The 19,680-nt window shown below is 41.4% G+C and carries 19 protein-coding genes and 1 other RNA gene; 14 read left to right on the top strand and 6 right to left on the bottom strand.

Annotation, left to right across the window (positions count from 1 at the left end; all coding sequences use genetic code 11):
• The first annotated feature begins 2 nt into the window (after positions 1-2).
• From gspD to gspM, 11 genes are all read left to right on the top strand, one after another.
• Positions 3-1,853 (top strand): type II secretion system secretin GspD, encoded by a 1,851-nt coding sequence (gene gspD, locus MED121_RS06490; protein ID WP_009832840.1) that lies wholly within the window; start codon positions 3-5, stop codon positions 1,851-1,853.
• A gap of 79 nt (positions 1,854-1,932) precedes the next feature.
• Entirely contained in the window at positions 1,933-3,234 is a 1,302-nt protein-coding gene (gene traF, locus MED121_RS06485; RefSeq protein ID WP_036178869.1) for a conjugal transfer protein TraF, read from the top strand.
• 182 nt (positions 3,235-3,416) lie between these two features.
• Complete coding sequence (gene gspE, locus MED121_RS06480; RefSeq protein ID WP_036178865.1) at positions 3,417-4,871, top strand: type II secretion system ATPase GspE; 1,455 nt, start codon at positions 3,417-3,419, stop codon at positions 4,869-4,871.
• 31 nt (positions 4,872-4,902) lie between these two features.
• Positions 4,903-6,105 carry a type II secretion system inner membrane protein GspF gene (gene gspF, locus MED121_RS06475; protein WP_009832837.1) on the top strand — a complete coding sequence of 401 codons (1,203 nt, stop codon included), beginning with the start codon at positions 4,903-4,905 and terminating at the stop codon, positions 6,103-6,105.
• A gap of 78 nt (positions 6,106-6,183) precedes the next feature.
• Positions 6,184-6,645, top strand: coding sequence for a type II secretion system major pseudopilin GspG (gene gspG, locus MED121_RS06470; RefSeq protein ID WP_009832836.1), 462 nt, complete (start codon positions 6,184-6,186; stop codon positions 6,643-6,645).
• Positions 6,646-6,682: 37 nt separating this feature from the next.
• Positions 6,683-7,222 carry a type II secretion system minor pseudopilin GspH gene (gene gspH, locus MED121_RS06465; RefSeq protein WP_009832835.1) on the top strand — a complete coding sequence of 180 codons (540 nt, stop codon included), beginning with the start codon at positions 6,683-6,685 and terminating at the stop codon, positions 7,220-7,222.
• Complete coding sequence (gene gspI, locus MED121_RS06460; RefSeq protein WP_009832834.1) at positions 7,197-7,595, top strand: type II secretion system minor pseudopilin GspI; 399 nt, start codon at positions 7,197-7,199, stop codon at positions 7,593-7,595. Before gspH ends, gspI begins: the two co-directional genes overlap by 26 nt.
• Before the next feature lie 29 nt (positions 7,596-7,624).
• Positions 7,625-8,284, top strand: a complete 660-nt coding sequence (gene gspJ / locus MED121_RS06455) for a type II secretion system minor pseudopilin GspJ (protein WP_009832833.1) — start codon at positions 7,625-7,627, stop codon at positions 8,282-8,284.
• The gene (gspK, locus tag MED121_RS06450; protein ID WP_009832832.1) at positions 8,274-9,278 is read left to right on the top strand and encodes a type II secretion system minor pseudopilin GspK; all 1,005 of its coding nucleotides are present in this window, start codon (positions 8,274-8,276) and stop codon (positions 9,276-9,278) included. Before gspJ ends, gspK begins: the two co-directional genes overlap by 11 nt.
• A gap of 52 nt (positions 9,279-9,330) precedes the next feature.
• Complete coding sequence (gene gspL, locus MED121_RS06445) at positions 9,331-10,626, top strand: type II secretion system protein GspL (RefSeq protein WP_009832831.1); 1,296 nt, start codon at positions 9,331-9,333, stop codon at positions 10,624-10,626.
• The gene (gene gspM, locus MED121_RS06440) at positions 10,626-11,141 is read left to right on the top strand and encodes a type II secretion system protein GspM (protein ID WP_009832830.1); all 516 of its coding nucleotides are present in this window, start codon (positions 10,626-10,628) and stop codon (positions 11,139-11,141) included. The genes gspL and gspM overlap by 1 nt, the downstream gene beginning before the upstream one ends.
• A 47-nt stretch (positions 11,142-11,188) precedes the next feature.
• Here the strand turns inward: gspM and MED121_RS06435 are convergent, their stop codons facing one another.
• From MED121_RS06435 to MED121_RS06430, 3 genes are all read right to left on the bottom strand, one after another.
• Complete coding sequence (locus tag MED121_RS06435; RefSeq protein ID WP_009832829.1) at positions 11,189-11,761, bottom strand: 5-formyltetrahydrofolate cyclo-ligase; 573 nt, start codon at positions 11,759-11,761, stop codon at positions 11,189-11,191.
• 4 nt (positions 11,762-11,765) lie between these two features.
• Positions 11,766-11,943: non-coding RNA, 6S RNA (ssrS, locus tag MED121_RS24035), on the bottom strand.
• A gap of 136 nt (positions 11,944-12,079) precedes the next feature.
• A complete protein-coding gene (locus MED121_RS06430) occupies positions 12,080-12,373 on the bottom strand; it encodes a cell division protein ZapA (protein ID WP_009832827.1) in 294 nt (97 codons plus the stop codon).
• 145 nt (positions 12,374-12,518) lie between these two features.
• On the opposite strand from MED121_RS06430, the gene prfB reads away from it, so the two are divergent.
• From prfB to hisC, 3 genes are all read left to right on the top strand, one after another.
• Positions 12,519-13,614, top strand: a protein-coding gene (prfB, locus tag MED121_RS06425; RefSeq protein ID WP_116371563.1) for a peptide chain release factor 2 whose coding sequence is annotated in 2 segments (ribosomal slippage) — positions 12,519-12,590 and positions 12,592-13,614 — 1,095 coding nt in all. Because the reading frame shifts where the segments join, the coding sequence is not laid out codon by codon here.
• Positions 13,615-13,668: 54 nt separating this feature from the next.
• Positions 13,669-15,168, top strand: coding sequence for a lysine--tRNA ligase (gene lysS, locus MED121_RS06420; RefSeq protein ID WP_009832825.1), 1,500 nt, complete (start codon positions 13,669-13,671; stop codon positions 15,166-15,168).
• 124 nt (positions 15,169-15,292) lie between these two features.
• Positions 15,293-16,369: a histidinol-phosphate transaminase gene (gene hisC / locus MED121_RS06415; protein ID WP_009832824.1), complete on the top strand. Its 1,077-nt coding sequence runs from the start codon at positions 15,293-15,295 to the stop codon at positions 16,367-16,369.
• An 82-nt stretch (positions 16,370-16,451) separates the two neighbouring features.
• Here hisC and dxs read toward each other — a convergent pair whose 3' ends face one another.
• The 3 genes from dxs to MED121_RS06400 are packed head-to-tail and all read right to left on the bottom strand — an operon-like array spanning position 16,452 to position 19,546.
• Positions 16,452-18,377 carry a 1-deoxy-D-xylulose-5-phosphate synthase gene (dxs, locus tag MED121_RS06410; RefSeq protein ID WP_009832823.1) on the bottom strand — a complete coding sequence of 642 codons (1,926 nt, stop codon included), beginning with the start codon at positions 18,375-18,377 and terminating at the stop codon, positions 16,452-16,454.
• A gap of 48 nt (positions 18,378-18,425) precedes the next feature.
• Positions 18,426-19,307 (bottom strand): farnesyl diphosphate synthase, encoded by an 882-nt coding sequence (locus tag MED121_RS06405; RefSeq protein ID WP_009832822.1) that lies wholly within the window; start codon positions 19,305-19,307, stop codon positions 18,426-18,428.
• Entirely contained in the window at positions 19,304-19,546 is a 243-nt protein-coding gene (locus MED121_RS06400; RefSeq protein ID WP_009832821.1) for an exodeoxyribonuclease VII small subunit, read from the bottom strand. Before MED121_RS06400 ends, MED121_RS06405 begins: the two co-directional genes overlap by 4 nt.
• Between the last annotated feature and the right edge of the window lie 134 nt (positions 19,547-19,680).

Below are 19,680 nucleotides of genomic sequence, written 5' to 3'. Positions count from 1 at the left end.
AGATGTATTTTGTTGTAAGACGCCAATTGCTTAAGCTTATCGTTTCACTTTGTATGTTAATTCCGCTATTGGCGATCGGGAAAACTTGGCAGGTGAACTTGCAACAGGCTGATATTAGTATTTTTATTCGTCAAGTTGCAGAAATGACTGATAGAAGCTTTATCGTTGATCCAAGAGTAAAAGGGAAGGTGACGGTAATCTCTAATGCAAGTTTAGATGAAGATGCTGTTTTTAGACTTTTTCTTTCAGTTTTAACGGTACATGGATACGCTGTTTTAGAGTCACCGGAAGGCTTTAAGATCTTACCGCAAAATATTGCTAAGCAAGGCGGTCTGAACTTTGACCCTTCAGGCGGTGCGCCTGGGGAGCTTATGGTGACTCGCGTATTGGCGATTAAAAACGCCGTGGCAGCAGAGCTAGTCCCAATTTTAAGGCCTTTGATTCCTCAATATGGCCATTTAGCAGCCGTGCCCACCATGAATGCACTCATTATCAGTGATCATGCGGATAATATTAGAAGTTTAGAAGATCTAGTGGAGCGCCTTGATAGTACGATTGAAGGGGAAATGGCTGTTATTCCACTTAAGCATGCTTGGGCTGGGGATGTGATCACTTTGCTTCAAGAGCTCACGACTACAACAACAGGTAAAGGGGCTAGATCCAGCGATGTGACTACCATAGTTGCGGATGAAAGAACGAATCGATTAATCCTTAAAGGTAAGCCTGGTGAGCTAAATCAAATAAAAGATTTAATTATTAAGCTTGATATCCCTGCTGAAAAAACCAGTCGACTGCAATACATCCCTTTACAGTATGCTGATGCAACAAAGGTGGCGGATTTATTAAAAGGTGTCGTGGGTGATATTGAGAAGAAAGAAGGTAACGCGCCAACTCTTGAAACTAATATTCAAGCTGATGAAGATTTAAATGCACTACTGGTGAATTCAGAGCCTGGGGTTATGTCTGAAATTTATTCCGTGTTAAAGCAAATTGATGTACCGCGAGCACAGGTATTAATTGAAGCTGTGATTGTTGAAATTACAGTGACTGATGAGGAAGAGCTAGGAGTACAGTGGTTAATCGGAGGAAGTGATGAAATTATTTCTGGTACAAACTTTACATCAGCGGGAAGTAGTGCGAACACCATTGCTTCTTCTATAAACTCAAGTACGGCAAATACTTTAGCGACAGGTGGTACTGCAATTCTAGGTGACACTAATTTTGGAGCCATTATTCAAGCCCTGCAAAGTAAAACAAACTCCAATCTTTTATCCACACCCAAAATTCTCACCTTGGATAATCAAGAGGCGCGTATTCTTGTGGGCGAGACTCGCCCTTTTCAAACCGGTGAATATTCTGAAGACAGTGATAGTACTTTTGTTACCACATCACGAGAAGATGTTGGTTTAACGCTTAAGGTAACGCCCCATATTAACTCAGGTAATGAAGTTAAGATGGAAGTGTTTCAGACAGTTGAATCTGCTTCAGATGAAGCGAGTGATTTAGGCACGATAACAACAGTTCGAGAGGTCGAAACCGTTGTCATTGCTGGTGATAGGCAAACCATAGTGTTAGGTGGTTTGATCCAAGATAACATCACAGAGTCAAAACAAAAAGTGCCTTTTTTAGGGGACCTTCCTTTTGTTGGTGGCTTATTTAGAAGTAGCTCTTTTTCTATCGATAAAAAGAACTTGTTAGTCTTTATACGACCAACCATTATTCGCGGTAAAGCGAAAGCTGATCAGATTACTAATACTCAATATCAAGGCTTTAGAGCGGTAGAAATTCAAATGAGTGCACCAAGAGATGGTGGTCTTGAGGGCTTGTTTGAACCTGAGTTATCTGATGAGTAGAATACAACGAACAGGGATATGAGTTCTCAATGAAAGTAGTGCTCATTTAAATCGTATTAGAATGAGTGGGGGCTAAATAGTGCGAGAAGCCTTTTTTCTCTTTTGTCTGTGTTTTGCATCAGTCAGTATGTCTGGGCAGCTTATTTACCAACCTATGGGGAGTGCTACGACCATAGGTAGCGCAACAAACATAAGATCATTGTCTACTGGGTTAGTGAATCCTGCCAGTGCCTTCTTAATGTTTGATGATAAAGTGTTTAAGGATGATCCGGATGGTCATTTTCGATTTGGTATTTTTGGCCCTATTTCAGTAGGTTATGAAACAGGGGATTTGGATTCTTTATCGGATGAGCTGGATGGACTTGAATCCGTACTAGATGATACCGACCTGACTTATGCAGAGGCGTTAGCGGCACAGAGTCAATACAATGCATTTCTAGCAAATGCAGGCGAAGAAGGCTTTGTGAAAGCCTCTGTCGCTAGCTATGTACCGGCATTTCCAATTATCTATCGTCATCCTCAATGGGGAGCCTTTAGTTTTGACCTGATTTTAGCTGGTGAAGCCAAAATGCAGGTACTAGATGATGAAATTGATATCATTGTTAGCGGCAGTGATGTGGATTTAGAAACGGATTCATCTGTTTATTCCCGGGCGGCTTTAGCTTCTGTTTTCGGTTTAGGTTATAGCAATCAAGTATGGCGAAACCAATTTGGAAGCTTGATTTTAGGATCAAAACTTAATCTGACTAGAATGAAGCTTTCAAGGCGTTTCAGTACGATTGAAAACTTAGATCAAGATGATGATTTTGAAGAGAGTGACTCTTTTGAGAATAATTATAGTCTTGATTTTGGCATGATTTGGTTAATGAAAAATACCATGTTTGGTGTCAGGGCTACCAATATTAATGAGCCGACTTATCACTATGATGCAATCGGTGACGATTGTACGAATAAAACGGGTACCGCTTTAATTAATTGTAATGCGGTAGCCACTTTTATTAGCTCTGGTGATTTGACGGATAGTGGCGAATATGTGGTTAAAAGACAGTTCAGTGTAGAAGCGTCATCTTTTTTAGGGGAAGGTGAATGGAGTGTTCAGTCTAGTTTAGATTTAAATGGGGTTGAGGATGCTGTTGATGATAAGTACCAATGGTTTTCAATGTCAGCCAGCCATTTTGATAAGAGTAACTGGCTGCCTGGCCTAAGAGCGGGATACAGTAAAAACCTATCCGGTACAAAATTGGATTATTTAAGTTTTGGCGTGACTTTTTTGCAGCGTGTGACCTTTGACGTGAGCTGGGCATTAGACTCGGTTGAGGTTGATGGTAAAAATATGCCTAGATCTATGTTTGCAAGTTTAGGTTTAGAAACAGCATTCTAGTTAATGATTGTCACTGAAATTGGTCTAAAAGTGGTTTTATAGTTTGTTTTTGTGAGACCCCTCAATTTATATTGCTTTAGCAAAGCTTTTTATTAAGCATCTGCTTGAGGGATTATTTAGTTTGATGTAATTCTAGCCCTTGCTCGCTTAAGACTTAGGCTATTAATTTATAAGGAAATGTTTTGTCGTCATTGCCCTATTCATTTGTTAAACAATCAGGTGTACTGCTTAAGCAAGAAGCGGAAGAGTGGATTGTCGTGCATAAAAAAGAGGCAAGTATTCAAGCCATTTCTGAAGCCTTAAGGATAGCCCCTAAATACCCAGACCTAGAATGTTTATCTGACTCTGATTTTGATGAAACAGTGGTTCGTTTCTATCAACAGGAGGGTGGCCAATCTCTCGCTATGGCTCAAGGGATTGGGGATGATATGGATCTTGCCAGCGTGGCAGAAGCTTTGCCAGAAAGTGAAGATTTGCTTGAGCGTGAAGGCGATGCTCCCATTATCCGCTTGATTAATGCCATTATGAGTGAGGCTGTTAAAGAAGAAGCATCAGATGTGCATATTGAAACATTTGAAAGACGCTTAGTTGTTCGTTTTCGAGTAGACGGCATTTTACGTGAGGTGATTGAGCCAAGACGAGCATTAGCGCCCATGTTGGTTTCACGTATCAAAGTTATGGCGAAATTGGATATTGCTGAAAAGCGTGTCCCTCAAGACGGCCGTATCGTACTGAGAATATCAGGTCAAGAAGTGGATGTGCGAGTATCAACATTACCCTCTTCTCATGGCGAGCGAATAGTAATGCGTTTGCTTAATAAGCAAGCCGGACGCTTAGATCTAACACACTTAGGGATGAATGAGTCTGATCGTGAAAGATTGCGTGACGTTATTAGCCATCCACATGGCATCCTTTTAGTTACAGGTCCAACAGGTTCTGGTAAAACGACTTCTCTTTATGCCTCTCTTGGTTATCTCAACAATGGACGCCGTAATATTATGACGGTAGAGGACCCGGTTGAGTATCATTTAGAAGGGATAGGTCAAACTCAGGTAAATAGTAAAGCGGATATGACTTTTGCGAGAGGCTTGAGAGCAATACTACGTCAAGACCCTGATGTAGTTATGATAGGTGAGATTCGAGATAAAGAAACGGCTGAAATTGCTGTACAAGCATCGTTAACAGGCCATCTCGTGCTATCTACTTTACACACAAATAGTGCTGTTGGTGCGATTACTCGATTAGAGGATATGGGGGTTGAGCCCTTCTTACTATCCTCTTCTATTGTGGGGGTGCTATCTCAGCGTTTGGTTCGTAAATTATGTGATACTTGTAAGCAGCCAATACAAGCCGATGAGGCAAGCCAAGCATTATTAGGTGTAGATTCAGACGTGACTATTTACCAGGCGAAAGGTTGTGATGCTTGCTTCGATCAAGGTTATCGAGGGCGAGTGGGTTTATATGAGCTCATTCTTATTGATGAAGGTGTTAAAACATTAATTCATAGCCAAGTAGGTGAACAGGCTATGGAACAACATGTTCGAAAATCAACGCCTAGCTTAAGACAAGATGGCATGTCTAAAGTGCTTGCCGGTCAGACAACCATTGAAGAAGTGTTGAGAGTCTCCCATGGATAATCATGTTTGTTTTTGTGGTGGGAGTATTTAAATGGCCGCATTTGAATTTCTTGCGTTAGATGCCAAAGGTAAAAAGAAAAAGGGTGTGATTGAGGCGGATAATGAGCGCCAAGTTCGACAAATTTTAAGGGAGCAAGGAAAGGTTCTATTAGAGCTCAGTCAAGCTAAAGAGAAAAGCGCGACAAGCCTTTTTTCCCCCGGTATTAATATCAAAGAAAGATCCCTAATGACGCGTCAATTAGCAACCTTAATTGATGCAGGCCTTCCTATCGAAGAAGCATTAACGGGGGGTGCTCAACAAGCCACAAAGAATAAAATTCGCAGTATGCTACTTTCCATTCGATCTAAAGTGATGGAAGGACATAGTTTAGCTGAAGCTTTAGCGAGTTACCCTAAAGCCTTTCCAATTTTATTTCGAGCCAGTGTTGAGGCCGGGGAACAATCTGGGCACCTACATGCTGTATTAATGCAGCTTGCAGACTTTACCGAAAGGCAGAAACAGAACGCGCAAAAGATCCAAATGGCGATGATGTATCCTGCCATTTTGACCTTGGTTGCCATAGGTATAGTCAGTTTTTTATTAGGCAGTGTTATGCCTGATATTGTTCAGGTATTTGATACCCAAGGTGCTGAATTACCTGGCATTACCCAGTTTATGTTGAGCCTGAGTAACCTCATAACAGGTTATGGTGCTCGCTTTGTTCTGGTGCTAGGTCTTTTTTTGATATTTTATCTTTGGTTAGTGGCTAAACCTGGCCCTAAAAAAATTAAAGATAAATGGGTGTTAAAACTACCTGCTATCAGCAGCTTGATCAAAGTCTCTCAAATAACACGCTATATCAGTACCTTAGCCATGCTTTCAAGTAGCGGTGTCCCCTTGGTAGAAGGGATGAGTATCGCTTCTCAAGTGGTTGATAATCTTGCCATGCAGGAGCGATTAAAGGAGTGTCAGCAAAAAGTGAAAGAGGGTGGTAGTTTAGGAATGGCATTTGAAGCCACGAAATTGTTCCCTCCTATGATGCTGCAGCTAATTCAAAGTGGTGAACGTAGTGGGGAGCTTGATCAGATGCTGGCAAGAGCAGCTCGTCAGCAAGAAGATGATACAAATGCTTGGATTGGCACTTTAGTTTCCTTGTTTGAACCCTTGATGCTTTTGGTTATGGGAGGCGCTGTTATGATGATAGTGATGGCAATTCTGCTCCCTATAATGAATATGAATCAACTACTTAACTAAATATGATTTAAGTAATATTAGCCATTTAAGGCTAATAAGAATATAAAAGATAGATAGACTTTTTTGATAGGAAGGCAGATGAAATTAATGAATAATACACACAAAAAACCAAATACTAAAGCGAATAAAAAGGGGTTTACCCTGCTTGAATTGATGGTCGTTCTGGTTATCTTAGGCGCCTTAATTGGTATGGTTGCGCCTAATATTCTAGGTCGTTCCGATGATGCCAAGGTTTCTGTAGCCAAAACACAAATTCGAAACCTTATGTCTGCGTTGGATTTGTATAAGTTAGATAATGGTAATTATCCTTCAACCTCTCAAGGTCTAGAGGCATTAGTTAGTGAACCATCTGGCTTCCCTGAAGCAAAAAATTGGAAATCTGGTGGTTATGTTAAAAAGTTGCCCCTTGATCCATGGGGTAATGACTTTGTTTACATCAGTCCTGGTGCTACTGGTGATTATGACCTTATTGCATTAGGTTCAGATGGGCGTGAGGGCGGTGAAGAAAACGCTGCTGATGTGAGTCAAGGTGACCTCTAATTAGATTTATCAGCTAATGCCTTTTAGTAGCCACAAGATGAGGCTAAAGCCAAAGCCCGCTTTATCTTATGCTCAACAGCAGGGTTTTACCTTGCTGGAGCTAATGGTTGTCCTTGTCATTATAGGTAGTCTGCTTGGTATGGTTACTGTCACCTATCAAGTGGATGATGATGAAGAGGTATTGGTCCAAACTCGCCAGTCCTTAAGATTATTTTTACAGCATAAAATCGATCAGTCTTGGTTAGATGGAGACACTTTAGGTGCTCAAGTGACAGCTCAAGAAATCAGTATTAAGCTGTTTGATCTGGAAACCGAAACCTGGGAAGACACCCAAGTGACTTGGACTCCAGATGAGGACGAGGTGGAGATCATTCTTGCCAGTATCGATTCAGATGAAGACGAAGAAAGTCAGGTTGAGCAAAGTGATTTAGTTAAAGAGGTGGATATTGCGTTTGTGGCCAGTGGTGAATATACCCCGTTTGAAATAGAAGTGAATTTGACTAATGGAAGTGATTTGAAATTAGGCTATTGGCTGACAGGGGATGGTGTCAATGCACTTAAACTTAGCGAGAACTAAAGCAGGTTTTACCTTAATGGAGGTATTGGTAGCGTTAGTGATATTAGCTTTTGTGAGTTTAGTGTTAGTGCAGGTTACAAGCCAATCAACGAGCCAAGCGGATTATTTGAAACGCAAAATGGTGGCTGTGTGGATTGCGCAAGATAGGCTCACTTATTTAAAGCTACAGTCTATTAGTGGGCAAGAGTTGGAGCTAGGTGATCAGGAAGTTGAGCAAGCTAACCTGAGTTGGTCCAGTGAAGCCTTAGTTACGCAAACAGCCAATGGTGTGGTGACCATTGAAGTGGCTGTTTTTCAACCGCCAGAAGCGGATACTTCGTTATATCGCTTGAAAGGGTTTGTCGCCGTTTCTACTGAGGATGCAGGTAAGTGATCCAGGCTAGCCATAAACAATGTCAGAGAATGATACTAAGGAGAGGAGGCGTAAAAAAACGTTCTGCTTTTACCTTAGTTGAGATGTTGGTTGTGGTGGGGATTTTGGGCTTTATTGGCTTAGCTAGTTTTGATATGGCAAGCATGGGTGTCAGAGTGAAACGTGCTTTGATTGACCAAGAAGCCGTTATGTTTGACAGTATCCGTTTATGGCAATGGATAGAAAGGGATATGGAACAGCTGGTTGATCGAACTGTCCGCGATGAATTGGGTGAGCTTGAGTTTTCACTTGAGCTAGAAGACGGCGAACTGAATTTTACTAAATCAGGCTGGATCAACCCACTCGGTGAGAATCGTTCAGAGCTGCAGAGAGTTCGTTATGAATATGATGAAGAAGCGTTGCTTTTAACTCGTACATTTTGGCGAGTATTGGACAAAGAGCAAGATGTTGAAGAAGTGGTTCAAGAGTTTGAAAACGTATCAAGCTTTAGTATCAGTATCTTAGATTCAAATGTTCAATGGGCTGATAGCTGGCCTCCAGTCAGTGATGGTACTTTGCCTGGTGAGGAAGAAAGTAAAATTGACATGCCTTGGGTGGTAAAAATTGAAATGGCAACGAAAGGACTAGGGCCAATTAACCGCATGTTCGCGGTACCAAGTTATCCATTTGATGCTGACGATGATGAATAAGAACAAGTTAGTGTTTGTGCCAAAGGTTCTCAATAGACGTAAAAGAAGTCGTGGTGTCGCTTTGATCATGGCACTTATGGTGTTTGCTCTCATTGCGGCAATTTCCGCGAGTATTATGTCTCAATTAGCGCGAGAGCGCTCTTTATTGGATCAATTGCAAACAACGGCAGCGTTAAAGCAGCAACTATTAGGTGGAGAGTCTTGGGCTAGATATGCTTTTGCAAATCTAGATGAGTCTGAGTTACCTACTTTAGATGAATCCCGTTGGATTTTATTAGATCAAGACTTCGCTTTAGATAATGATGAAGATTCTATGCGTGTTGTCATGATAGATAGGCAAGGTTGTTATAATGTCAATCGCTTAGCAGATGAGGCGCTTGGAGTAGCCGCTTTGGCAGAAGTTAAGCGTTTGTTTTCTAATATCAGCTTAGATGAATCCTTAGCTGAAGCGCTCAAGGATTGGCTTGATAATGATCAAAATATTACGGGCAGTGATGGACATGAAGATGAGTACTATTTAGGTCTTAGCCCTGCTTATCGAACAGCAGATAGTCAACTGGTTAGTGAAACAGAATTTGAACTGCTGCAATGGGATAATGATGTAAAAGAAGCAGCTATTCCTTGGTTATGTTTATGGCCTGAAAACCTAGGTGTCAATGTAAATCGAATGAGTGATGAAATCATCGATAGTATGATTGACAATATAACCAGCGAACATAAACAGGCTGTACTTGCTCAAATGGAAAGTAGTGGTTTTGAGTCTGTTGATGACTTTTTAGGTAACAGTCATCTATCTGGTTACAGTTTGGATAAAGATGATTGGCGTGTTGATATCGTGTTAGTCGACATTTTTGTTGATGTGACCTTATCTGGTCGCTCTATGTCATTACATAGCAAACTGTATCAATCAAAGGATGGCCCTGTCATAAGTTATTACCGCGCTTATGGTCCAAATAAAAAATTGCAGGCAATGTTTGGGGTTGAATTCCAATAACACCTAGGGATGGATCCTTAGTTTTAATAATAATTAGCAAGTGGATAATAGAATGAATCGCCTTTTTATTAGAACATATGAATCCCAGATAGAGGGAGAAGATCAGACGGCTTTTGCTCTTGCTGATGAGTTTGAATGGATGCTCTTATCGCCGACTTCAGATGTGCTTCATTCAGGTAAAGGAAAAAGTGCAGACCAACTACAAACCTATTTAAAAGAACAGAACCTTGTTTATGGTGATCTTGTCTTTTTGCCGCCTGAGCACAGAGTGCAGGTTCGTCGTATCACATTGGCTCAAGGTCAGCATAGACATGCAGATCAAGTTATTCCTTTTTTATTAGAAGAGAGCTTAGGACAATCACCTGATGAGCTCCATTACACTGTTTTAAATAAGTCAAATAAAGAGTGGCAATGGGTCAGCATAGTCGACAAGCAGGTGATGGCTTCATGGTTGGACGATCTGAAAATGATGGGTTGGCTGCAAGTGATTGTGTTGCCTGTAAATAGCTTAATTCCTTTCTGGCCAGAGCAAGATACTGAAGCAGACTTTCTATTTACTTCGGATTTAAATTTGCTTTATAAGGATCAAGATTCGGTTTCTTGTTTACCAAAGCAGGGTGCAAATTATCTTCCTAAACGAGAAAAGTACAATCTTTGCTGTGATCAGGCGGAAGTTGATGGTTTTGGCGCGTTAGCCGCGTCTTTTGAGATTTTATCACCATGGTCTAATCAAAGTGTTAATAGCAAAGGCAAGCTTGAAACCTGGTTATATATTGTCGCTACTAGGGTGCAATCAAATAGTAAATGTTTACTGGCTAACCTGTGTCACGGGGAATTTGGACGTCAAACTCAGTTCTTTTCTCAATTAAAACCTTGGTTATGGGTCGGGGTATTTGCTGTTTTTAGTTTAGCGGTGGAGCTCTACTTAACCCATCAGCAAACACAAGCCTTAAATGCCAAAGCAGATGACATTTACCAAAAAACCAGTACTGCTTTTTTGAAGTTAGCGCCAGATGAAGGGCGTATTTCTTACTTGGATCGACAAATAAAAGGACGAATCCAAAGGGCGAAGCAAGGTGATGCTAAGACGCAGAAGGGGCTGACGGTTTATGAAGTCATGGCTTTGGTCGATCAGGTAAGAGAGCAGGTATCCGGTGAGCATCGCATTACTAAATTTGATTTTGCTAACAAAGAGTACCGTCTAGATTGGCAAGCGGGTCAGCGAGATACATTAGACAGCATTCAAACCGCTTTAGAAAAAAAACCTTTTCAGGTTGTATTTGAGCAGGTAGCTAAACGAGGAGAGGTATATGTTGCCTCTATTAAATTAAAAGAGGAGGCGAAATAATGGCTTGGTTAGAAGCACAAATTCGCAGCAGCAGTCTGCTATTGCCCTTATTGCAAAAGTATCAGGCGCTATCGAAAAGAGAGCAAAAGCTGGTGGCATGCTTAGCGTTCGTTCTTTTTATCTATCTTCTTTATTCTCTTTTATGGGTACCTATTCACCAACAAAAAGAAGTTGCTCAAAAGCGAGTCGATGCAAACTTGAAAAGCTATTATTTATTAGTTGAAAATGCGCCTTTGTTAACTAAAAGCCTTGGCGATTCTGGTGTCAAACTTGAAGATAGAAGTGGTCAAGCGTTACAGGCTTTGGTCAGCCGTACTATGCGAAAACAAAAGTTAGTTGCCCAAAGGATGAATCTTGATGGCGATAGCCGGTTACAAGTTTGGGTTGAAAATACTTCTTATAGCGATATAAACAAGTGGATGACGATTTTGGCAAAAGAGAAGGTTTCAATCTATAGCGTTCAATTTGCTAGTCGTGAGCTTGGGGTTGTCGATATGCGCTTAACTTTAGATTAAGCGCTAACTCACGGGTAGACTTATATTTAACGTCTAATTTAGGTGAGTCACTTACTTATATCTAGATAAAGAGAGGGCGTCGCTATTGCGTCAAGGGGAACGTCCCAATCTTCGATGGGAAGCTTGTCAACTTGTTGGCAATCGTGTGCTAAACCTATCAATCTTGACGACCTCTTAGCAAAGGTTTTGTCATAATAACCTCCGCCCATACCTAACCTTCCACCCTTCAAATCAAAGCCAACTAATGGCATCAAAACCAGATCCATATCATCACCAGATAAAGGTGCTGTATCTATCGGTTCTGCAATGCCAAATTGGTTTTTTTGCCATTGACTATCTGGATGATAATGAGCGAATACCAGTGTTTCGCCATGTATGCTAGGTAAATAAGTGAAAATGTTGTGTTGCCAAAGCCATTGGCAGATAGCGTGTGGTGAAATTTCCCCATCATTGGTGAGATAAAGTGCCACTTTGGATACTGGGGTTAATTCTGCTAGCGGAGCGTGAGCTTGGTCTTTAAGTTGCTTGAGTAAATCGTGAGCGGCGCTTTCTTGCTCTGCTGTTGTTAATTGGTTGCGTGCTTGTCTGAGTTGACGACGTAATTGGCTGCGAGAAGTCATGATAGGGTTTCCCAAGTTGCCGCACCGACTATAGGCCTTGAACCCAGTGGTTCAAGGAGGAAAGAATCGAGACTTTTAAGGCTTTCCGACGCACGGACATGCACACCAAATCCACAGACTCTTTCCAGGAGTATACTCATAGGCTCAAGGGCGTTAAGCCGATTCGTACAACCCAGGAAACGGGCAGAGTATAATGTAAAAAAAATAAAAAAACATCTGTGCGATATCATTTTCAAAGCAAACTAAAATATAATTTTATCGGTTTGAATGCTTTGTAATCAAAGCTGTTTAAAGCCTGATCAATGAGTTAGCTTAAAGTTAACCCGCTTTAGATTTATTTGTTAACGCTGTATCTAGCTGTGAGGTTAATTCTCGCAACTGTTGCTCGTTTTTACGAGTATATTTACGGCTTGAAAGCATGTCGTGGGTGATATTTAGTGCTGCAATTATTGCGATTTTTTCCATCCCAATAATTTTGCCGCTCGCCTTAATTTCTCGCATTTGATTATTAAGATATTCTGCCGCATCTTGCAGTTCTGACTCGTGACCTTTTGGGCAACTAATCTTAAATTCTTGGCCCAGTATGTCGACTGAGACAGTTGGCTTTTCCATGATGATACCTTTTTGTTAATCCGACCCTAAAAAATGGTTTATTTTTAAACATTGTAAGGCTAATAGGATTTTATGATGCTGGTAAATTCGTTACAATCGCAGGTTACGAATATTTACCCTGATTTATAGCAAATTGAAGCCGAGTATGGAAATCAATCCGATCATATCTAAGATAAAAGAACTGTCTGAGCGCTCCCTGACTCTTAGGGGGTATCTTTGACTACGAAACAAAGCAAGAACGACTGGAAGAAGTTAGCCGAGAGCTAGAAGACCCAAATGTCTGGAATGATCCAGATTATGCCCAAAAATTAGGTAAAGAGCGCTCAACCTTAGAAGGGGTTGTTAGTGTTTTAGATACTATGGAAAGCGGTTTGGTCGATGCCAAAGAGCTTTTGGATATGGCGGTCGAAGAAGACGATGAAGATTCTGTTGAAGCTGTCACTATGGAGCTGGAAGAACTAGAGGCTCAATTAAGTAAACTTGAATTTCGTCGCATGTTTTCTCAGGAAATGGATCCAACCAATGCCTTTCTTGATATTCAGGCTGGCTCAGGTGGAACTGAAGCGCAAGATTGGGCAAATATGCTATTACGCATGTATTTGCGCTGGGGTGAAGATAAAGGTTTTAAAGTTGAGTTGATGGAAGTCTCCGCAGGCGATGTGGCTGGTATTAAATCCGCAACAATTCGTTTTGAAGGTGAATATGCCTTTGGTTGGCTAAGAACAGAAACAGGTGTACACAGATTAGTGCGTAAATCACCTTTCGATTCAGGTAGCCGACGTCACACTTCTTTTGCTTCTGTCTTCTTGTCACCTGAAATCGATGATAATGTTGAAATTGACATTAATCCTGCCGATTTGAGAACCGATACTTATCGATCTTCTGGTGCGGGTGGTCAACACGTAAATACAACTGATTCAGCGGTACGTATTACTCATATACCGACTGGAATCGTTGTGCAGTGTCAGAATCAACGTTCTCAACACGCTAACCGTGATTTTGCCATGAAGCAATTGCGAGCAAAACTGTACGAGTTTGAAATGCAAAAACGTACTGAAGCTGCGCAAGCCGTTGAGGATACCAAGTCTGATATAGGATGGGGCAGTCAAATTCGCTCTTATGTATTAGACTCTTCACGCATAAAAGACTTACGTACCGGTGTTGAAAGTTCAAACACAGGTGCGGTGTTAGACGGAAACCTAGATCAATTTATTGTCGCAAGTTTGAAACAAGGCCTGTAATACGGCCTTATTGAAAACAACCAAATATTATTTTATACGAGAATTTAAAACACCATGGCCAATGAAAACAGCCCAGAACAAAACGCTACTGAAGACAATAAATTGATTGCAGAGCGTCGCGCTAAACTGACAAGCATTCGCGAAAAAGGCAATGCTTATCCTAATGACTTCCGTCGTGATGCTTATGCTGAAGACCTGCAAAAAGAATTTGCTGATAAAGAAAAACCTGAATTAGAAGCATTAGATCATAAAGTTAGCATTGCTGGGCGTATTGTACGTAATCGTGGTGCCTTTATGTTGCTGCAAGATATGTCTGGCCAAATTCAAGCCTATGTTAACCGTAAAGCCCTAAGCCCAGAGTTATTAGCAGATCAAAAAACTTGGGATCTTGGTGATATCATTGGTATTAAAGGGCCTGTGCATAAATCTGGCAAAGGCGATCTTTATGTTGATATGCAAGAAGCCGTTTTATTAACGAAAGCTTTGCGTCCATTACCTGATAAGCATAAAGGCTTAGCAGACATGGAAACACGCTATCGTCAGCGTTATGTTGACCTTATCGTTAATGAAGAGTCTCGCAAAACTTTCCAAATGCGTTCACAAATTGTATCTACTATTCGTCGCTTCCTTGAAGACCGTCGCTTTACCGAAGTCGAAACCCCTATGATGCAAACAATTCCAGGAGGCGCTTCTGCTCGTCCTTTCGTGACGCATCATAATGCGATGGATATGCAAATGTTCTTGCGTATTGCGCCTGAGCTTTACCTAAAACGCTTGGTTGTAGGTGGCTTCGAGCGAGTTTTCGAAATTAACCGCAACTTTAGAAACGAAGGTGTTTCGACTCGTCATAACCCAGAATTTACTATGATAGAGTTTTACCAAGCGTATGCAGACTATAAAGATCTAATGGATCTGACAGAAGATATGCTGCGTGATGTTGCTGAAAAAGTGCTAGGTACGACCAAAGTCACTTATCAAGGTTCTGAGTATGACTTTGGTGCACCCTTTATTCGTATGACCATGGTTGAGTCTATTTTGCACTTTAACCCTGAATTAACAGAAGCCGATATCAGTACCTTAGAAGCTGCAACAGAAGTGGCTAAAAAGCTAGGTATTCAGGTTAAACCTATTTGGGGGCTTGGTAAGCTACAAACAGAAATTTTTGAAGAGACAGCAGAATCTAAATTAGATCAGCCTACTTTCATTACCGCTTACCCAGCAGAAGTGTCTCCTTTAGCTCGTCGTAATGATGATAACCCTTTCATTACCGATCGCTTTGAATTCTTTGTGGGTGGTCGTGAGATTGCCAACGGTTTCTCTGAGCTTAATGACCCAGAAGATCAAGCTGACCGTTTTAACAAGCAGGTTGCTGAAAAAGATGCCGGTGATGATGAAGCCATGCATTTTGATGCTGACTATATCAATGCCCTTGAGCATGGTCTTCCGCCTACAGCTGGTGAAGGTATTGGTATCGACCGCTTGGTTATGTTGTTTACCGATGCGCCTTCTATCCGTGACGTTATCTTGTTCCCGCATATGCGTCGCCAAGACTAGTCTAGAGTGCTTTAAAGTTAAACAATAGGGCCTCTTTTGAGGCCTTATTTATTTCTACTACCGTTTTTTAAAATATGATTAGCCCAAATGCATTATTCGTATCTGGGTTCATTTGGAGAGGATAATGAGTCGTTTTTGGACTAATAAAATCGCAAACCTAGACCCTTATGTGCCAGGTGAGCAGCCACAAGATAAGCAATATATAAAACTTAATACGAATGAAAGCCCTTATGGGCCTTCACCTAAAGCCATTGCAGCTATGCAAGAGCAAGTGGGTGATGATTTACGTCTTTACCCTGACCCTAATTGTATGCAGCTTAAAACAGCGCTTGCAAATGCATATTCGCTAGAGACTAACCAAGTATTTGTTGGTAATGGCTCTGATGAGGTTTTGGCGTTGGCTTTTATGGGTTATTTCACTTCAAATGAAGGTGAAGCCAAGCCACTCGCTTTTGCTGATATTACTTATAGTTTTTATAAGGTGTATGCCAACTTGTATGGTATTGAGCCTAAGCTGATTCCTTTAACTGACAACTTTGATATTGATATAACCCACTATCAAGATCTTGATGTGTCAGGTGTCGTTATTACTAACCCGAACGCTCCAACAGGTAAGGCGTTGCCTTTGGATGATATCGAGCAGGTGCTGATAGCTAACCCAGATAAAGTGGTATTAGTCGATGAGGCCTATGTCGATTTTGGCGCGCAAAGTGCTGCGAGTTTGGTTAACCAATACGCTAATTTGCTAGTGGTACAAACCTTGTCTAAATCACGGGCTTTAGCTGGGATTCGAGTCGGCTATGCGTTAGGGCATCCAGATTTAATCGAAGGTTTAGAAAGGCTTAAAAACTCTTTTAACAGTTATCCTATTGATAGAGTTGCGCTTGCAGGCGCTGCGGCATCTGTTGAAGACAGCGACTACCTTGCTGACTTATGCAATAAAACGATCAAAACACGAGAAGTGACGACTGAAGCGCTAGAAGCACTTGGTTTTTCAATCATTCCATCTTCAACTAACTTTGTATTTGTTACTCACCCAGATTACGAAGCAGAAAATATCTATCTGGCATTAAAAGAGGCAGGTGTATTAGTAAGGTACTTTGGTAAGAAGGCTAGGATAGATCAATATCTTCGAATTACCATAGGCACTGATGCTGAAATGGAAGTCTTAGTGGCTGCTTTGAAAAAGGTTTGTGTCTAACAGAAAATGGCTCTAGTTGCGTCGTCTAGCTAATAAGAGCCTAGAGCCATTCTTGATAAAGATTATGTCCGCTCGCTTGACTTTATAGTTCAACAGCAGGCATAACTTGAGTGTTTTTTAGGCTTTCGACCTTATCCGCAATTTGTTTTTGAATCCCATCTTTATCAAGGCCAACACGTTTAAGCATAGCGCTATGACTTGCGTGTTCTTCATATTGATCAGGCAGTCCAATATGTAAGGTTGGGCACTGAATATTATTAGATAGTAAGAACTCACTAACTGCAGAGCCTGCGCCACCCATGATGGAATTTTCTTCCACTGTAACAATAAGCTTATCACCTGCTAAAGCAAGAAGAGTGCTTCCATCGAGGGGTTTTACAAAGCGCATATCTAATAATGTGGCATCAAGCGCTTTTGCAGCTTGCATAGCCGCATGCGTTGGACTGCCGAAACCACAGATAAGAATGTTCGCTTGTCCTGTGTGCAGGGTGCGTGACTTACCTATTGCCAATGTGCTTAGACTCGGGTCGATTTCAGCGCCAATACCTGTACCTCTTGGGTAGCGAACAGCTGCTGGACCTTTATATTCATAGCCAGTATGCAGCATTTTACGGCATTCATCTTCGTCAGAAGGGGCCATCACCAGCATGTTTGGAATACAACGTAAATAGCTTAGGTCATAAACACCTGCGTGAGTGGGTCCATCTTCACCGACCAAACCTGCTCTATCAATGGCAAATAATACATCGAGGTTTTGCAGGGCGACATCGTGAATAAGTTGATCGTAGGCCCTTTGTAAGAAGGTAGAGTAAATGGCAACAACAGGTTTAACACCATCGCAAGCCATACCCGCAGCTAAAGTCACAGCATGCTGCTCAGCAATAGCAACATCAAAATAACGTTTAGGGAAACGCTCAGCAAACTCGATTAAATCTGAACCTTCTTTCATCGCAGGTGTAATTGCCATTAAGCTGTCGTCTTTCTCGGCAGCATCACATAACCAGCGACCAAATATATTGCTGTATTTAGGGTGGCTTTTAGTGGTTTTAGCCTCTTTTAGAGTGGCAGGCTGTGCTTCTGGCTCAATTTTATTAATGGCATGGTAACCAATAGGGTCACCTTCAGCTGGCTCAAAGCCTTTACCTTTTTGAGTGATAACATGTAATAACTGGGGGCCAGATCTATCTTTCATATTGGAAATTGTAGTAATCAATGACTCCATGTCATGACCATCTATGGGACCAATATAATTAAACCCAAGTTCTTCAAACAGTGTGCCTGGTGCTACCATACCTTTCATGTGTTCTTCAGCTTTTCGGGCAAGTTCTAATGCAGAAGGCAAACCTTTCAGTACTTTTCGGCCACTTTCGCGTACGGTTGCATATGTTTTGCTTGCCCAAATCCTGGCAAAATACTTAGATAATGCACCAACAGGTTTAGAAATGGACATCTTGTTATCATTTAGGATAACCATCATATCCGCATTCACATCTCCAGCGTGATTTAGCGCTTCAAATGCCATACCTGCGGACATGGCGCCATCGCCAATAATAGCCACTGCTTTGCGGTCTATACCCATGCGATTAGCGGCAATGGACATACCTAATGCTGCGCCAATTGAAGTGCTTGAATGGCCAACCCCAAAGGTATCGAATTCACTTTCATCTCTTTTAGGAAAGCCTGAAATGCCATGTTCATGACGAATACTGAGTAATTCTTCGCGTCGGCCAGTTAAAATCTTATGAGGGTAGGTCTGATGGCCAACGTCCCATACTAGCCTGTCGTCTGGCGTATTATAAATATAGTGAAGTGCTATTGTGAGTTCGATTACCCCAAGACCTGCACCGAAATGCCCGCCAGTCTGGCCGACACTAAAAAGCATAAATTCACGTAGTTGGCTGACTAGATCAGAAAGCTGTTCTTTTGACAGTTCTCTTAAGTTTGCTGGTGAATTGATTTGGTCTAATAGCGGCGTACTAGGTCGCTGCGTTGGGATTTCTTCGAACATGTGCAAGTTGAGTCTTCACTTTATTAATCAAATTGGCGCGCTAGTATATCAGTGGTTACGGTCAATAATATAGTTAGCTAGGTCGGTTAATGGTTGGCTTTTGTCACCAAACTCAGAAATTTGAGCAATAGCTTGCTCATGAAGCCTTACTACTAGGGCTTTAGCGCCATCTAACCCTAATAACTTAGGATAGGTTGCTTTATTAGCTTCAGCATCTGAAAACTGTGTTTTACCTAAGGTTTCAGTGTCGCTGGTTAGATCAATAATGTCATCTTGAACTTGAAAGGCTAGGCCTATTGCATGGGCATAAGCATCCAATTTCGCTAATTGCTCAGGCTTTACCTGTCCTGTAGAAAGTGCACCCATACGTACGCTGGCTTTTATCAGAGCCCCTGTTTTGTGTACGTGCATTTGTTCAAGTTCAGCAAGACTAATATTTTTATTTTCCGAACTCAGATCTATCATTTGACCCGTAATCATGCCGTTACGACCTGATGCAACGACTAGCTCTTGGATTAATTTTATGGCTAGTTCAGGTTGAGCTGAAGTTGGGTTAGATAGTAACTCAAAAGCGAAAGTTTGCAGGGCATCACCCGCTAAAATTGCAGTTGCTTCGTCAAATTGGATGTGACAGGTAGGCTTTCCGCGTCTAAGCTCATCATTATCCATGGCGGGTAAATCATCATGAATTAAAGAGTATGCATGGATAGATTCTAGTGCAGCAGCACTGGCATCGGTAAGAGAGGAAATGTCTCCAACCAGTTGAGCACTGGCATAAGTCAACATGGGGCGAATACGTTTACCGCCATTAAAAAGGCTATACCTCATTGCATTATGCAGTTGATTTGCTGGAGCATAATCGCTAAGTTGTTGTTCTAAATATTGATCGACGCGACTTTGGGTGTAGGTAGAAAATTGCTTTAGGTTCACTGATTCGGTTCCGGATCAAAAGGCTCTAGGCTTTCATTGCCCTGTTGCTCAAGTAATATTTGTACTTTCTGTTCCGCTTGAGTAAGTACAGATTGGCAATCTTTACTGAGTTTGACGCCTTTTTCAAATGCTTTTAAAGCATCTTCAAGAGATAATTGATTTGACTCTAACTGGTTGACTATATTGTCTAACTCAACCAAATTATCTTCGAAGTGTCGAACGCTGGTTTTACGTGACATAGTATATTCTCTTAATAAGACTACATTTTGTAACAGAAAATTGATTATTCTTCGAGCTTTCTGCTGTAAGAAATACAAAAATCTAGAGTAAGGGTCTAACCCTATCTCATTACTTTGGTTTAGAATTGTACCAA

The organism is Marinomonas sp. MED121 (assembly GCF_000153025.1).
GTDB lineage: Bacteria > Pseudomonadota > Gammaproteobacteria > Pseudomonadales > Marinomonadaceae > Marinomonas.
The sequence above is the reverse complement of the archived record's forward strand: the minus strand, read 5'-3'. Positions and strand labels throughout refer to the sequence as shown.

Coding starts and splice junctions, on each gene's coding strand:
- gspD (WP_009832840.1), top strand. CDS start 3: ATGTATTTTGTTGTAAGACGCCAATTGCTTAAGCTTATCGTTTCACTT.
- gspF (WP_009832837.1), top strand. CDS start 4,903: ATGGCCGCATTTGAATTTCTTGCGTTAGATGCCAAAGGTAAAAAGAAA.
- gspG (WP_009832836.1), top strand. CDS start 6,184: ATGAAATTAATGAATAATACACACAAAAAACCAAATACTAAAGCGAAT.
- gspH (WP_009832835.1), top strand. CDS start 6,683: ATGAGGCTAAAGCCAAAGCCCGCTTTATCTTATGCTCAACAGCAGGGT.
- gspI (WP_009832834.1), top strand. CDS start 7,197: ATGCACTTAAACTTAGCGAGAACTAAAGCAGGTTTTACCTTAATGGAG.
- gspJ (WP_009832833.1), top strand. CDS start 7,625: ATGATACTAAGGAGAGGAGGCGTAAAAAAACGTTCTGCTTTTACCTTA.
- gspK (WP_009832832.1), top strand. CDS start 8,274: ATGATGAATAAGAACAAGTTAGTGTTTGTGCCAAAGGTTCTCAATAGA.
- gspL (WP_009832831.1), top strand. CDS start 9,331: ATGAATCGCCTTTTTATTAGAACATATGAATCCCAGATAGAGGGAGAA.
- gspM (WP_009832830.1), top strand. CDS start 10,626: ATGGCTTGGTTAGAAGCACAAATTCGCAGCAGCAGTCTGCTATTGCCC.
- MED121_RS06435 (WP_009832829.1), bottom strand. CDS start 11,761: ATGACTTCTCGCAGCCAATTACGTCGTCAACTCAGACAAGCACGCAAC.
- MED121_RS06430 (WP_009832827.1), bottom strand. CDS start 12,373: ATGGAAAAGCCAACTGTCTCAGTCGACATACTGGGCCAAGAATTTAAG.
- lysS (WP_009832825.1), top strand. CDS start 13,669: ATGGCCAATGAAAACAGCCCAGAACAAAACGCTACTGAAGACAATAAA.
- hisC (WP_009832824.1), top strand. CDS start 15,293: ATGAGTCGTTTTTGGACTAATAAAATCGCAAACCTAGACCCTTATGTG.
- dxs (WP_009832823.1), bottom strand. CDS start 18,377: ATGTTCGAAGAAATCCCAACGCAGCGACCTAGTACGCCGCTATTAGAC.
- MED121_RS06400 (WP_009832821.1), bottom strand. CDS start 19,546: ATGTCACGTAAAACCAGCGTTCGACACTTCGAAGATAATTTGGTTGAG.